We start from the raw sequence: 13,377 nt of genomic DNA on the forward strand, positions 1-13,377 counted from the left end.
CCTTCCCCGACGCGTGCTCGCGCCGGATCCTCAACACCGTCTCCAATACCAGCATCCCGATCTCGCCGCCTGACACACCGCCAAGCGAACAGCCTAGACCACCGGGATGAGGGGTCCTTTTTCAACGCCGATCACCCCGCTACCGGGGTCCCTTTTCCACGCCGATCCACACCAAGTGCGAGCGGGAAGGCCGCACGGAGACCACGATCGGCAAGATCCGCTGGCTGCTGGGCATGGCCTATCCGCTGATCGGCTCGCATCCGATCGATTCCATCACCCCCACCGAAGCGCTGCTGGTCCTGCGCAAGGTCGAAGCCGGGGGCCGGTTCGAAAGCGCCCGCCGCATGCGCAGCGTTCTCAGCCGGATATTTCGCTACGGCATCGCGACCGCGCGCTGCGACCGGGACGTGGCGGCCGACCTGCGCGGCGCGCTGACCACGCCCAGGACCACGCATCACGCGGCCATCACCGATCCGCAGGAGGTCGGCATCCTGCTCAAGACGATGGATGGCTACACCGGCCAGGCCGTCACGCGCATGGCCATGCGGCTATCGCCGCACCTTTTCGTCCGGCCGGGCGAGCTGCGCCAGGCCGAATGGAGAGAGATCGATGTCGAGAAGGCGATCTGGTCGATTCCTGCCGAGCGGATGAAGATGCGGCGGCCACACAGGGTGCCGCTATCCCGCCAGGTGCTCGAGATGATCGAGGAGCTGCGCGAGATCACCGGGCATCGCCAGCATCTCTTCCCGTGCATGGGACGGCCGAGGAAGCCCATGTCCGAGAACGGGGTCAACCAGGCGCTGCGCCGGCTCGGCTATGAGACCGGCGAAATGACCGCGCACGGGTTCCGGGCGATGGCGGCGACATTGCTCAACGAGATGGGCCGGTGGCACCCCGACGCGATCGAGCGGCAGCTCGCGCATCAGGACATGTCGGCGGTCCGTCGCGCCTATGCGCGCGGCGAATATTGGGAGGAGCGCGTCGCGATGATGCAGCACTGGTCGGATTATCTCGACGGTCTGCGCGACGCCGCGGAGGCGCCGAGGCCTGCGAAAGCGACTTCCGGCAAATCGAAGGTGCGCGGATCAAGGGCCGGGCGCCCTCGCGGCCGGCCGAGGCGATAGGCTGCCTGCACCCTGCGGGGCATGGATCCGGTCCATGTCCCGCGAGGTACGGGCCGATTGACAGGGGGGACAGGGCCTCAACCCGGTTGCCTGGAGCACCCGACGAGGGCCTTGAGGCTGCCATATTGGATGAGCGTCGCCCTACCCACCTTCACCGTCTCGAGATCGCCCGACTGGATCAGCTCGTAGACGCGGGACCGGCTGAGACCGGTTATCCGCACCGCGGTCGAGATGCGCACGGTCAGCGGCTCGATCTTCTGCTCCCAGGCCCGCTCGATCATTTCTGCCCCCGCAGCCGTGCGTCGCGCTCGCGCACGAAGCTCCGGTCGCTTTCGAGGAAGGCGGCGAGCATCGCGGGAATGAGATCCACGACCGCCTCCTCCCGCCCATAGGCCTGCGCGTAGAGAGCCGCATAGTCGCAGAGCGCCTGGTTGAGGTCTGGCATCAGCGAAATGCCGAGCTTGACCGGCGTGCGGTCCGGCAGCTTCGCGAGCTTGAGATCGGGCATGCTATCGCTCCTGTCCGGGCCAGGGCGCGAGGAGGATGTCCTTGTGCACCACCACGCGCAGCGGCCAGCCTGGCCGGACCTTGATGGTCGGCTGGATGTTGAGGTTCTTCGTGACGATCTGGTCGCCGGCACGGGACGTGCCTTGCTGGGTCGATTCGCGGATCGCGCGGACCAGATCGCTCTCGTCGCCCAGGCTGAGTTCGGTGCCGACGCCGAGCAGCGTCGACAGCGCCACCCCCTTGAGCAGCTGCCAGGTGTGGCCGTCGACCTCGTCGGCGAGACCAGCATAGCCCGCCAGGTCGGTCGCCGGCAGATTGTCGATCCGGATCGAGCTGCCGTTCGGCAGCACGATGCGTTGCCACACGACCAGCGCCCGCTTCTGCCCGAAGGCGACGACGCTGTCGTAGCTGCCGATCAGGCGCGCGCCCTGCGGGATCAGCAGGATGCGACCGGTGACGCTGTCATAGGCGTTCTCGGTCACCTGCGCGGTGACGAGGCCGGGCAGGTCGGAATTGAGGCCGGTGATCAGGCTGGCCGCGATGATGCTGCCCGCGGTCAGCATGTAGGGCGCGGCCGGGGCGATCAGCGCGTGCGGGTTGATGTCGCCGGTCGCATCCTTGTCCGCGAGGAACGCTGCCTTGCGCTGCTGGCCGCCTGGATCGCGCACGGGATCGAGGGGCATCGTCGCGGGTGGCCCCATCGGCGCCGGACCGGCGGCCGGGTTCGCAGCTGCGGATGCGTCGCCGGCCGTCGCCCGTTGGGGAGTGGCGAGCTGCATCAGGATACCGGATTCCCGGGCCGCCTTGTGCTCGGCGGCGACGCGCTGCCGCTCGGCCTCGGCCGCCTGCGCCGCCTGGTCCGCGGAGCCCGCCGGCGGCACCGCGCCGAGCGCCTCCTGGCGGCGCAGGATCGGTCGGCCGAGATCGCCCGGCAGCGGCGGCCCGAGCTTCGGCACGTCGCCATAGCTCCTGGGGGCGCCAGCGAGGACATCTTCGGGGCCGCGACTCGCGATGTCCTTCTGGTCGTCGGCGCCGGCGACGACACGGAATGCCGCCGGCTTGAGCGCAACCCAGGTCACGCCGACGACCGCGGTCGACGCCAGCGCTGCGATGGCGATGATCGCGCCGCGGCGAAAGCGGATGATCCGGGCGGGCCGGCCGCGCAGCACCAGCGTTTCGGGATCCTCCTTGGGCGGGACGGCCGGAGCCGGCGTGGCGTCGCTCATGAGGCCCTCCGCTCCCGCCGGTGCCGGTCAGCGCCGGTCCGGGTGATGCGCACCACGGCCTGCTTCCTGGCGCCGAGGCGCAGCTCCGCGATGTCGAACAGGCGGTCGACCACGTAGAAGCGACCGGACATGCGGTAATTGACGAGCTGCGCCTCTCCCTGCGCGCCGATCACGAACAGCGGCGGCGCTTCGCCGACGCCGATGCTTGCCGGGAGCTCGATGAACGTCTGCCGGCCATCGTCGAAGGCGCGTAGTGGCCGCCAGCCGGGCTTGTCGCCCGTGATGGCATAGCCGAAATGGAGCTGCTCGATCGCGAGGCCGACGGCAACCGGCCTTGCCGCCTCCGCCGCCTCTTGCTGGCGGCGGATGGCGATCAACTCGTCTTGCGGATAGGTCCAGGACAGAGCGGCCATCGCCGTGGCCGAGGTGCTCTCGAGCTGTAGGTGATAGGCGCGCCGGTCGGTAGTGATGACGAGGTTGGTGGAGAGGCCGGCGGCGAACGGCTTCACGAGGATATGGACCCGCTTGGTCTCGCCGGCGCCGCTGGTCGTGTCGCCAACCGTCCACCGCGCGGTATCGCCGGCCGCGACGGAGATGATAGCCTCGCCGGGCTGCAGGGCGATGTCGGTCACGTTCTCGGGGGCCGCGAAGAGGCGGTACAGGACACCTTCGCCATAGGGATAGACCTGCACGGCGTTGACGAAGGCCGGGGCCCTCGGCTCCTGGATCGCCTTGGCATTCGCCGCGCGGACCCGGAGCTCCGCGCGGGACGGCTGGCGGCGGTGCCGGGGTGTCGTCGCCGCCTCGGGCATGGCCGGCGGCATGGGCTTCGCGGCGGGAGCCGCGGGGTCGCGGCTGGTTGCGGCGGCCTGCACTGGCGGGAGCGGCGGCGTTTGCGCGAAGGAAGGCGCCGCGACGAGCGCGCTTGCCGCGATGAGGATGCGGTTCATGGGCGTATCTCCGGTTGGGTCTGGTCGGGCTGGCCAAGATTCGGATCGAGGGGCGAGCCGCTCGGCACGTTGGCGGGCGGATTCGGGGCCGGTGCCGGCGTGGCCGGCGGATGATCGGCCGACGTCTCGAGCTCCCGGCTCCAGTCGATGGCGTCGACGTAGAGGCCGAGCGGATTCCTGCGGAGCGTGTCGGCGTCGCGCGGCGTTCTCAGCAGGACGGTGACGATCGCGGTCCAGCGCGATGTCCCGGTGAGGCTTCCGCGCTCATAGGCGCGCTCGGACCACTTCACCTGGAAGCTCGTCTCGGAGGCGCGCACGACGCTCGTCACCTGGACCGACACCGTCTTGTCGCCGACATCGGCGAAGGGATTGGCCGAGCGGGCATATTCGCTGAGGAAGATCGCGCCGCGCTTCGAGGCGAAGTCATAGGCCCGGAGCCAGTTCTCGCGCATCAGCACGGCATCGAGCGATCGTCCCCGGATGTCGGCAATGAAGCGGGCGAGGAACCACGCGATCTGCGGATCGGTCGGTCGATATTCGGTGGCGGCGGCGGCGACCGCCTGCGCCTGGCCGAGCTTGTCGACCTCGACGACATAGGGGACGACCCGGCTTTGCATCGATTGCCACACCAGCGCGCCCGACAGGCTTGCCGTCAGCGAGAGCCCGCCGAACGCCATCAGCCGCCAGTTGCGGGCCTGGACGCGAGCGGAGCCGATCCGCTCGTCCCATAGCTGGCCGGCCCGCTGGTAGGGCGTCTCGGGCGGGTCGGTTCGTCCGTAACGCTGGACGGCACGTTTGAAGCGCATCACTCCTTCTCCTTGATGTCGGGTGTCGCGCCGCCGCCGCCGCGATCCGCACCCTGGAGGGAATGGATCGCGGTTTGGCGAAGCTGACGGCGGGATTGCGTGTTCTGGAGGTCGCGCGCCCAACCCGGCATGGCGTTAGACGCAGAAGCCGGCGCATCCCCGGGGTTGGCTTGCGCGCTGGTGGTGCCGGCGTTCCAGGCAGCGCGCTGGCCCTGGCTCGCAGCGGCACGAACCCCGAATGCGTCGCCCATGCGCTGCGCGAGAGCGCCCCGGGCGGCGGTCGCGACGCCGCCCATCCCGGCGGCGACGGAGGTCGAGCCCGACGTCTCCTGGCCGAGCTTGTATGCAGTCGACGCGGCCGATCCCATCGCGGTTCCGGCGCGGATCGCGCCGAGCCCGGCGCCGGCAACGCCCCTGGCCACCGCAACGCCCGCGCCGCCGGCGATCGCGAGTCCCCCGGCGGTCAGCGCCGTGGTTGCGACGGCCGAGCCGGCGCCGAGCTGCGGCGCGCCGGACACGAGCCCCGAGGCGATCCCGGGGCCGAAGATGCCGAGGCCGAACAGCGCGAGGCTTGCGAGCACCAGGCTCATCGCAGCGCCGATATCCGGCTCCTGCCCCTGCAGCGCGGCAGTGAACTCGCTGAAGAAATTGGAGCCGATGCCGACGACGACCGCGAGCACCATCACCTTGATGCCTGAGGCGATGACGTTGCCGAGCACGCGCTCGGCGAGGAAGCTCGTCCGGTTCCAGAGCGCGAACGGCACAAGGACGAACCCGGCGAGCGTCGTCAGCTTGAACTCGAGGATGCAGACGAACATCTGCACCGCGAGGATGAAGAAGGCGACGATCACGACCACCCACGCGATCAGCAGCACCATGATCGTCAGGAAATTGTCGAAGAAGGTCGTGAACCCGAGCATGTCGCTCGCCTGGTCGAGCAGCGGCCAGGCGGCCTCGAAGCCCGTGCCGGCAACACGTCCGGGACGCAGCAGGTCGTCGGCGGCGAGCGTGCCGCCGCCTGCGGTCAGCCCGGCCTGCGCGAACGATCGGAAGATGATGTCGGCGAGCGTCGAGAAGCGATTGAGGATCAGCGCGAACACGCCGACGTAGAGGATCTTCTTGAGGAAGCGGCCGATGACATCGTCCTCGCCGCCCATCGCCCAGAACAGGCCGGCAAGCGTGATGTCGATGCCGATCAGCACCGATGTCAGGAAGCCGACATCGGGACCGAGCAGGCCGAACCCGCTGTCGATGTAGCGGCTGAAGGCCTGCATGAAGCGGTCGATCACGCTGAGATCGTTCACGGGCTTGTCCTTGGATGCATGGTGCCGCGGGGCCCCGGTGAGGGGAGCTGGGACCGGGGCCCCGCGGGCTGCGGCAGCGGCGGCCGGGGGCTGATGCCGCCGCGACCGGTCTCGCTATTGCTGCGGCGTGTAGGCCCGGCCGGTGCCGAGGAACCGCCTCGTCGCGGCGCGCGCCGCGGCGCTCTCCTGGACGTGGCGTGCCTGCTCGACGGCCTCGCTGCGGAACTGCGCGGCCATCAGCTGCTGGAGCTGGAACTGCTGCTTGGCGGTCAGCGCGAGCAGCTGGTTGGTCGCCTGGGCAGCCTGCAGCGAGCCTTCGGCACCCTGGCTCCTGGCGAGGATGGCATCGAGCTCGCCCATGTCGGTGCGGACATTCTCGACCACCTGCGCCTGGACCGTCATGGTGTGGCGGAAGGCGGCCATGCTGTTGTCGAGCCGACCGCGAGCAGCCTGCACCAACTGGTCGCGACGCAGCGCCTGATCGAAATCCTTCGGGAAGAGCTGGCGAAAACGCTCATCGAGCTGGTCGACGCGGAAATCGATGCCCTGCGCCTGCCGCATCAACCGGTCGATGTCCTGCAGCGCCTGGCGCAACCGGTCGAGCTCGGGGAAGCCGATCCGGCTGAGGTTCCTCGATTGGTTGAGGATCATCGTCGCTTCGTTCTGGAGCGACTGGATCTGGTTGTTGATCTGCTGGAGCGTGCGCGCCGCGGTCAGGATATTCTGGCTGTAGTTGCCGGGATCGAACACCGTAATCTGCGCGTGCGCCGGACTGGCGGTCATCGAGGCCATCGCCAGCGATCCGGCGGCACCGAGCGCGAGCGCGGTGGCGATCAGGTGTTTGCGGGCAAGGATACGCATGGGGGTCACTCCTTCGCTTGGGGATCGGGGAACTGGTCGAGGATCTCGGGCACCCATTCGAGGCCGCCCTCGCCGAGGAACCGGGCGATGAAATCGGCTGGGCCGTGTTCGGCGAGCAGCGCGTCGATGCGCTGCTGGGCAGCGGGGTCGGAGGATCCGCACAGCGCCAGCGCGACTGGACCAAGGCGCAGCTCGAACAGGCGGTTGCCGCGCGCGGACTGGAGATAATATTGCCGCTTCGAAGTGGCGCGGCTGACCAGCTCGACCTGGCGATCGTTCAGCCCGAACCGCGCATAGGCGGCGCGGCCCTGTGGCTCGATGGCGCGATCGTTGGGCAGCAATATGCGCTGCGGACAGCTCTCGATGATAGCGGGCGCGATACCGCTGTCGGCGATGTCGGCGAGGCCCTGGCTCGCGAACACGACCGCGACATTCTTCTTGCGCAGCGTCTTCAGCCATTCGCGGATCCGGGCCGCGAACAGGGGATGATCGAGGAACTTCCACGCTTCATCGAGGATCAGCAATGTTGGCCGCCCGGTGAAGCGTTGCTCGAGGCGGTGGAACAGATAGGTGAGCACCGGCGCCACCACGCTCCCGGACGCCATCAGCGCCTCGGTCTCGAAGCACTGGACATCGGCGAGCGCCAGATCGTCCTCCGCGGCATCGAGCAGCCCGCCGAACGGGCCTTCCAGCGTGTATGGGGCGAGCGCGGAGCGAAGCGCCGCCGACTGGAGCAGCAGGCCAAGGCCGGTCAGCGTCCGCTCCTCCACAGGCGCGGTCGCGAGGCTGGTCAGCGCGGACCAGATGGCCTCCTTCACCTCGGGTGTGACGGCCACCTTCTCGTGCGTGAGCAGCGCGTCGATCCAAGTCGCGGCCCAGGCCCGCTCGTCGGGGCGATCGATATGCCGGAGTGGCTGGAAGGCGATCGTCTCGCCGGCGTCGCCGCCGAGCCCGAGTCCGTGATGCGCGCCGCCCATCGCCAGCGTCGCGGCGCGGGCCGAGCGTCCCATGTCGAAGATGTAGATCTGGTTTTCCGGATAGCGACGGAACTGGAGCGCGATCAGCGCCAGCAGGACCGACTTGCCGGCGCCGGTCGGTCCCACGATCATCATATGGCCGACGTCGCCGACATGGGTGGAGAGGCGAAACGGCGTCGAGCCGCTGGTCTCGGCATAGAGCAGGGGCGGACCGTCGAGATGTTCGTTGCGCGCCGGGCCCGCCCAGACGCTCGACAGCGGCATCAGATGGGCGAGGTTGAGCGTGTGGACGAGCGGCTGGCGGACATTCGCATAGACATGCCCCGGCAGGCTCGAGAGCCAGGCCTCGACCGCGTTCAGGCGCTCGCGGATGCAGGTGAAGCCGAGACCGTTGACGATGCGCTCGACGCCGCGGACCTTCTCCTCCACCCGCGCACGATCCGGATCGGCGACCGTGATCGTGGTGGTGAGGTATCCGAACGCGACGTGATCGCCGCCGAGCGCCTGCAGCGCGAGGTCGGCATCGACCATCTTATTGTCGGCGTCGCTGTCGAGCAGCTGTACCGGCTGGTTGTAGATCACCTCGCGCAGTAGCGCGGTCACGGACTTGCGCTTGTTGAACCATTGACGGCGAAGCCGCGTGAGCGACCTGGTCGCGTCGGTCTTGTCGAGCGCGATGAACCGCGTGACCCAACGATAGCCGAAGTCCTGATGGTTGAGCGCGTCGAGGATCCCGGGCCGGCTGAAGCCCGGGAAGCCGAGAATGGTGAGCGTGCGCAGATGCCGGTCGCCCAGCTGCGGCTCGAGCCCGCCAATCAGCGGCGTGTCGGCGAGCAGCCCGTCGAGATACATGGGCGTCTCCGGCGGGGCGACCGGATGACGTCGTGTCGAGATCCTGCCGTGGAGGAAGGTGAGCGTCGCGACATCGTCGAGCGCGACGATCTCGGGCATGAAGCCGGAGAGCAGGTCGAGCGCGCGGTCGGTCTCCGCGACGAAGCCGGCGAGTGCCTCCCGCCAGTCGCGGTCCCGCCGGTCATCCTCGCGCTCGACCAGCGCCCGGCTGACCCTGTCGATCTGGTCGGGCGGCGGCAGGAAGGTCAGCGTCAGATAATATCGGCTCTCGAAATGCGCGCCCGCCGCTTCGAAGGCGGCGCGTCGTTCCTGGTCGACCAGCCACGACGCAGGATCGGGGAAGCTGCTCCCAGGATAGCCGAGCGCCTCGTGCCGTTCGGCCTCGATGTGCAGCGCCCAGCCCGAGCCGAACCGCTTGAGCACATTGTTCGCGCGCGCACAGGTCGAGACCAGCTCAGCTTCGGTGGCGGACTCGAGATCGGGACCGCGGAAGCGCAGCGTGCGCTGGAAGCTGCCGTCCTTGTTGAGGACGACGCCCGGCGCGACCAGCGCCGCCCAGGGCAGGTGATCGGCGAGCCGGTCGGCCCGCGAGCGATATTCGCCAAGGGCTAGCATGCGAGATACCCCCGCTGCCGGACGTGCCGGACCAGCACCGCGGCGAAGTCGGGGTCGCGTTTCGCCGCGAACACCGCGATCGTATGGCCGAAGGCCCAGACCATCAGCCCGGCGATCCATTGCTGGAGCCCGAGGCCGAGCGCCGCCGCGACCGTGCCGTTGATAATGGCAATGGCGCGTGGCGCGCCGCCGAGCAGGATCGGCTCGGCGAGCGCGCGGTGCAGCGGCGCCTCGAAGCCGTCGATGTGCCGGGCGCTGAGGGAGCTTGCACCGTTCACGCGACCAACGCTCCGCCGCCGAACGAGAAGAAGGAGAGGAAGAAGCTCGAGGCGGCGAACGCGATCGACAGGCCGAAGACGATCTGGATGAGCCTCCTGAACCCGCCCGCGGTCTCGCCGAAGGCGAGGGTAAGACCGGTGACGATGATGATGATCACCGCCACGATCTTGGCGACGGGCCCCTGGACCGACTCTAGCACCTGCTGGAGCGGCTCTTCCCAGGGCATGCCCGTGCCGGCGGCATAGACACGGGTCGCGGCACAGGCAGCGATGGCCGCAACGGCGAGGATCGGACCTGCGCCGGCGCGCGGGATCGGGGAAATCTTCATGGGTTAAGCTCCTTGGCTGGGGCGGGGCGGAAGGGGGCGAGCGCGTAGGCGCCGGTGTCCGGATCGACGCGGACGACGCGCGCGATCGTGTCGACGCGGCGATGGGCACCGCGTCCGGCGATGAAGACGACGAGATCGATGGCTTCGGCGATGAGCCGGCGGGGTACGGTGACCACCGCTTCCTGCACGAGCTGCTCGATGCGGTAGAGGGCGGCTTCGGCGGAGTTCGCGTGGACGGTGGCGATGCCGCCGGGGTGCCCGGTGTTCCAGGCCTTGAGCATATCGAGCGCCTCGGGCCCTCTCACCTCGCCGACAATGATCCGGTCGGGCCGGAGACGAAGAGTCGAGCGGACGAGATCGGCCATCGAGACGGCGCCCGGCCGGGTGCGGAGCGCCACCGTGTCCGGCGCCGGGCTCTGCAGCTCGCGTGTGTCCTCGATCAGGATGATGCGGGCATCGACCCAGCCCATCTCGGCGAGCAGGGCATTGGCGAGCGTGGTCTTGCCCGAGCTCGTACCGCCCGCGACCAGGATATTGAACCGCTGGGTGACCGCCGCGCGCAGCGCGTCCGCCGTAGCCGCGTCCATGAAGCCGTCGGCGACATAGTCGTCGAGGGTGTAGAGGCGCTGCGCAGGCTTGCGGATCGAGAAGCAGGGGCCGGACGAGACCGGCGGCAGCACCCCTTCGAAGCGTTCGCCCGCATAGCCTTCGCGATGCGGCGGCAGCTCGGCCGAGATGATCGGCTGCCCGGCGTGCACCTCGGTGCGCGCATGGCTCGCGACGAGGCGGATGATGCGTTCTGCCTGCGCGGCGCCGATGAAGATTCCGGTATCAACCCGGCCCTCCCCGAGGCGGTCGAGGCGCAACGACCCATCGGGATTGACCATGATCTCGAGGACCAGCGGATCGGAAAGCGCCGCAGCGATGTCGGGACCCATGGCGGTGCGCAGCATCGCGCGCTGCCGGTCGGCGGAAGGCGTGCCAGCCATCAGCCGTCCGCCTTCGGGAGAAGCGTGCGTCGCCCGCTCGCGACAGCGCGGCCGACTTGGGTGACGAACGCGTCGAAGCGCTCGCGCGCCAAGGCGCGGCCGACATGGTCGTTCTCGGCAAGGGGGGCCTGGACGGCGAGCTCGAACCGGATGAACAGCGCCAGCGTCTCGAGCACGACATCGCCGTCGCGCTCGATCCGAGCCAGAGCGCTCGATATCCGTTCGAGACGGAGCGCGAAGCGATCCTCCAGCTCGGACGTGCCGCGTCGATTCAGCCAGGCGGTCACCGCATCGGCGAGGATCGCGGATTTGGAGGCGCCCGGGCGCGCCGCAAGCGCCACGAGCCGGTCGCTCACTGGTTTCGGCAAGAAGAGCTGGTGGCGGACGCGCTCGACCATCTCAGAAGTCCAGCTCGAGATTGCCGGGCCGGCTGTCGGCCATGTCGATGGCGTAGGCGCGACGGACGGCGCTTTGCGCTGCCCGGTCCAGGGCTCGCTTGTCTGCCGCCGGGTCCGATTCATCCTCGCCCAGCCCGAGCGGATCGGCGGGCGCGAGGTCGACAGAGGCGGCGGGCTCGATCTCCTGCGCAGGATGGCGCGCCTGCTCGAGTCCGCCCGCTTCCTCGTCGTCATCGCTCGTGATCGCGGTCAGCCGATCGTCGATCAGACGAACGCGTCCGTACCAGTCGTTCGGCCGCGCGGGCGGCAAGTCGGCGGCACCGTGCGCGCCGGGCTCGGGGGGCGGGAGCAGGCGGGGCTTGAAGGATGCGTCCTCGAAGTAGCGCAGCTTCTGCGCCCGAACGGGTGGATGGCCGGCGACGAGCACGAGCTCGTCGGTGGGCGGCAGCTGCATCACCTCGCCCGGGGTCAGCAGCGCACGGGCAGTCTCCTGGCGGCTGACCATGACATGCGCCAGCCAGGGCGCGAGCCGGTGCCCCGCATAGTTGCGCATGGCGCGCTGCTCGGTGGCGGTGCCGAGAGCGTCGGAGATGCGCTTGGCGGTCCGTTCGTCATTCGTCGCGAACGCCACGCGGACATGGCAATTATCGAGGATCGCGTTGTGCTCGCCATACGCCTTCTCGATCTGATTGAGGCTCTGGGCTATGAGGAAGGCTCGGACGCCATAGCCGGCGAGGAAGGCGAGGCTGGTCTCGAAGAAGTCGAGACGCCCCAGCGCCGGGAACTCGTCGAGCATCAGCAGCAGCTTGTGGCGATCCGGCGCGCCGGCCGCGTGCAGGTGCTCGGTCAGGCGCCGCCCGATCTGGTTGAGCACGAGCCGGATCAGCGGCTTGGTGCGGCTGATGTCCGACGGCGGCACGACCAGATAGAGCGAGACCGGATGCTTCGCCGCGACCAAATCCTCAACGCGCCAGTCCGAGGCCGCGGTCACCGCGGCAACGGTCGGATCGCGATAGAGGCCAAGGAACGACATCGCGGTCGAGAGCACGCCCGAGCGCTCGTTGTCCGACTTGTTGAGGACCTCGCGCGCGGCGGAAGCGACGACCGGATGCACCATCGGTGCTTCGGCAGTGCCGATATGATTGGTGGTCATCATCGCGCGCAGCGTCGCGACGAAAGGGCGCCCGGGGTCGGACAGGAAGGTCGCGACCCGGGCGAGCGTCTTCTCTTCCTCGGCGTAGAGGATGTGAAGGATGGCGCCGACCAGCAGCGAGTGGCTGGTCTTCTCCCAATGGTTGCGCCGCTCGAGCGCGCCTTCTGGGTCGACGAGGATGTCGGCGATGTTCTGGACGTCGCGCACCTCGTCGGCGCCGCGCCGGACCTCGAGCAGGGGGTTGTAGCGCGCCGATCGCGCATCGGTCGGATTGAACAGCAGGCAATGCGAGAAGCGCAACCGCCATCCGGACGTCAGCTGCCAGTTCTCGCCCTTGATGTCGTGGACGACGGTCGACCCGGTCCAGCCGAGCAAGGTCGGAACGACCAGCCCGACGCCTTTGCCCGAGCGCGTCGGTGCGAAGGCCATGACGTGCTCGGGGCCATCGTGACGCAGATAGCGGCCGTGCGCGCGACCGAGGAACACACCGCCGCCGGCCGACAGTCCTGCCGCACGGATTTCGCGCCTGCTCGCCCAGCGGGCGGAGCCATAGGTGGTCACGTTGCGATGTTGGCGCGCCCGCCATACCGACCCCAGGATGGCGGTGCCGCAGCCGGCAAGCCCGCTCACCGCTGCGATCGCTCCGGCTTCGTCGAAGACGACCGGTGCATAGGCGTCGAACTGGAACCACCAGGGGAAGATCGACCAGGGCCGATAGACGGGCACGTCGCCGAGCTCGAACCATGGCGTGCCGAGCTCGGGCTGGTAGCCAAGCCACGCGGCAGCCCATTGGGTCGCCGCCCAAACGCCAGCGATGACGATCAAGGCAACAACCAGCATCTGGCCGAGAAGAAGCTTGGTGGGTGTCATGCGGACCTCCGCCCGCGCGACTACCGCTCGGGCCTTGGCCTCAAGGATCGCGCGCCGAGCCGCCGAACATCAGTCACTCTCGGGAGACCGGAGGTACGTTTGGAGCGCAACTCAACCGGGAAGCTGATTCGGGTTGAG

At 69.0% G+C, this 13,377-nt stretch carries 13 protein-coding genes and 1 pseudogene; 1 reads left to right on the forward strand and 13 read right to left on the reverse strand.

Translation table 11 applies throughout. The features are described 5' to 3' along the window. Window positions 1-173: 173 nt before the first annotated feature. A pseudogene (locus ABLE43_RS17605) lies at window positions 174-1,124 on the forward strand (tyrosine-type recombinase/integrase); the annotation flags it as partial. 77 nt (window positions 1,125-1,201) lie between these two features. Here the strand turns inward: ABLE43_RS17605 and ABLE43_RS17610 are convergent. The 13 genes from ABLE43_RS17610 to ABLE43_RS17670 form a co-directional block, all read right to left on the reverse strand. Beyond that, window positions 1,202-1,405, reverse strand: coding sequence for a helix-turn-helix domain-containing protein (locus ABLE43_RS17610; RefSeq protein WP_331027544.1), 204 nt, complete (start codon window positions 1,403-1,405; stop codon window positions 1,202-1,204). Further along, the gene (locus ABLE43_RS17615) at window positions 1,402-1,632 is read right to left on the reverse strand and encodes a DUF2274 domain-containing protein (protein ID WP_348979631.1); all 231 of its coding nucleotides are present in this window, start codon (window positions 1,630-1,632) and stop codon (window positions 1,402-1,404) included. Before ABLE43_RS17615 ends, ABLE43_RS17610 begins: the two co-directional genes overlap by 4 nt. Window position 1,633: 1 nt before the next feature. After that, on the reverse strand, window positions 1,634-2,857 hold the full coding sequence (locus ABLE43_RS17620; RefSeq protein ID WP_348979632.1) for a TraB/TrbI/VirB10 family type IV secretion system protein: 1,224 nt from the start codon (window positions 2,855-2,857) through the stop codon (window positions 1,634-1,636). After that, complete coding sequence (gene trbG, locus ABLE43_RS17625; protein WP_348979633.1) at window positions 2,854-3,807, reverse strand: P-type conjugative transfer protein TrbG; 954 nt, start codon at window positions 3,805-3,807, stop codon at window positions 2,854-2,856. Before trbG ends, ABLE43_RS17620 begins: the two co-directional genes overlap by 4 nt. Next, on the reverse strand, window positions 3,804-4,613 hold the full coding sequence (trbF, locus tag ABLE43_RS17630) for a conjugal transfer protein TrbF (RefSeq protein WP_348979634.1): 810 nt from the start codon (window positions 4,611-4,613) through the stop codon (window positions 3,804-3,806). Before trbF ends, trbG begins: the two co-directional genes overlap by 4 nt. Beyond that, the gene (trbL, locus tag ABLE43_RS17635; protein ID WP_348979635.1) at window positions 4,613-5,917 is read right to left on the reverse strand and encodes a P-type conjugative transfer protein TrbL; all 1,305 of its coding nucleotides are present in this window, start codon (window positions 5,915-5,917) and stop codon (window positions 4,613-4,615) included. Before trbL ends, trbF begins: the two co-directional genes overlap by 1 nt. Window positions 5,918-6,031: 114 nt before the next feature. Continuing rightward, the gene (gene trbJ / locus ABLE43_RS17640; protein ID WP_348979636.1) at window positions 6,032-6,778 is read right to left on the reverse strand and encodes a P-type conjugative transfer protein TrbJ; all 747 of its coding nucleotides are present in this window, start codon (window positions 6,776-6,778) and stop codon (window positions 6,032-6,034) included. Window positions 6,779-6,783: 5 nt separating this feature from the next. Continuing rightward, the gene (gene trbE / locus ABLE43_RS17645; RefSeq protein WP_348979637.1) at window positions 6,784-9,222 is read right to left on the reverse strand and encodes a conjugal transfer protein TrbE; all 2,439 of its coding nucleotides are present in this window, start codon (window positions 9,220-9,222) and stop codon (window positions 6,784-6,786) included. Next, window positions 9,216-9,500 (reverse strand): VirB3 family type IV secretion system protein, encoded by a 285-nt coding sequence (locus ABLE43_RS17650; RefSeq protein WP_348979638.1) that lies wholly within the window; start codon window positions 9,498-9,500, stop codon window positions 9,216-9,218. The genes trbE and ABLE43_RS17650 overlap by 7 nt, the downstream gene beginning before the upstream one ends. Then, window positions 9,497-9,829, reverse strand: coding sequence for a TrbC/VirB2 family type IV secretion system protein (locus ABLE43_RS17655; protein WP_348979639.1), 333 nt, complete (start codon window positions 9,827-9,829; stop codon window positions 9,497-9,499). Before ABLE43_RS17655 ends, ABLE43_RS17650 begins: the two co-directional genes overlap by 4 nt. Beyond that, window positions 9,826-10,818, reverse strand: a complete 993-nt coding sequence (gene trbB / locus ABLE43_RS17660) for a P-type conjugative transfer ATPase TrbB (protein WP_348979640.1) — start codon at window positions 10,816-10,818, stop codon at window positions 9,826-9,828. The genes ABLE43_RS17655 and trbB overlap by 4 nt, the downstream gene beginning before the upstream one ends. Further along, entirely contained in the window at window positions 10,818-11,216 is a 399-nt protein-coding gene (locus ABLE43_RS17665; protein ID WP_348979641.1) for a CopG family transcriptional regulator, read from the reverse strand. Before ABLE43_RS17665 ends, trbB begins: the two co-directional genes overlap by 1 nt. A gap of 1 nt (window position 11,217) precedes the next feature. Further along, a complete protein-coding gene (locus tag ABLE43_RS17670) occupies window positions 11,218-13,239 on the reverse strand; it encodes a conjugal transfer protein TraG (protein WP_348979642.1) in 2,022 nt (673 codons plus the stop codon). Window positions 13,240-13,377: the final 138 nt, after the last annotated feature.

This window comes from Sphingomonas silueang, assembly GCF_040049155.1.
Classification (GTDB): Bacteria; Pseudomonadota; Alphaproteobacteria; order Sphingomonadales; family Sphingomonadaceae; genus Sphingomonas; species Sphingomonas silueang.

Excerpts from the sequence above, each read along its gene's own strand:
- trbJ (WP_348979636.1), bottom strand. The coding sequence starts at position 6,778 with ATGCGTATCCTTGCCCGCAAACACCTGATCGCCACCGCGCTCGCGCTC.
- ABLE43_RS17615 (WP_348979631.1), bottom strand. The coding sequence starts at position 1,632 with ATGCCCGATCTCAAGCTCGCGAAGCTGCCGGACCGCACGCCGGTCAAG.
- trbE (WP_348979637.1), bottom strand. The coding sequence starts at position 9,222 with ATGCTAGCCCTTGGCGAATATCGCTCGCGGGCCGACCGGCTCGCCGAT.
- trbB (WP_348979640.1), bottom strand. The coding sequence starts at position 10,818 with ATGGCTGGCACGCCTTCCGCCGACCGGCAGCGCGCGATGCTGCGCACC.
- ABLE43_RS17620 (WP_348979632.1), bottom strand. The coding sequence starts at position 2,857 with ATGAGCGACGCCACGCCGGCTCCGGCCGTCCCGCCCAAGGAGGATCCC.
- trbF (WP_348979634.1), bottom strand. The coding sequence starts at position 4,613 with ATGCGCTTCAAACGTGCCGTCCAGCGTTACGGACGAACCGACCCGCCC.
- trbG (WP_348979633.1), bottom strand. The coding sequence starts at position 3,807 with ATGAACCGCATCCTCATCGCGGCAAGCGCGCTCGTCGCGGCGCCTTCC.
- ABLE43_RS17670 (WP_348979642.1), bottom strand. The coding sequence starts at position 13,239 with ATGACACCCACCAAGCTTCTTCTCGGCCAGATGCTGGTTGTTGCCTTG.
- ABLE43_RS17665 (WP_348979641.1), bottom strand. The coding sequence starts at position 11,216 with ATGGTCGAGCGCGTCCGCCACCAGCTCTTCTTGCCGAAACCAGTGAGC.
- ABLE43_RS17655 (WP_348979639.1), bottom strand. The coding sequence starts at position 9,829 with ATGAAGATTTCCCCGATCCCGCGCGCCGGCGCAGGTCCGATCCTCGCC.
- ABLE43_RS17610 (WP_331027544.1), bottom strand. The coding sequence starts at position 1,405 with ATGATCGAGCGGGCCTGGGAGCAGAAGATCGAGCCGCTGACCGTGCGC.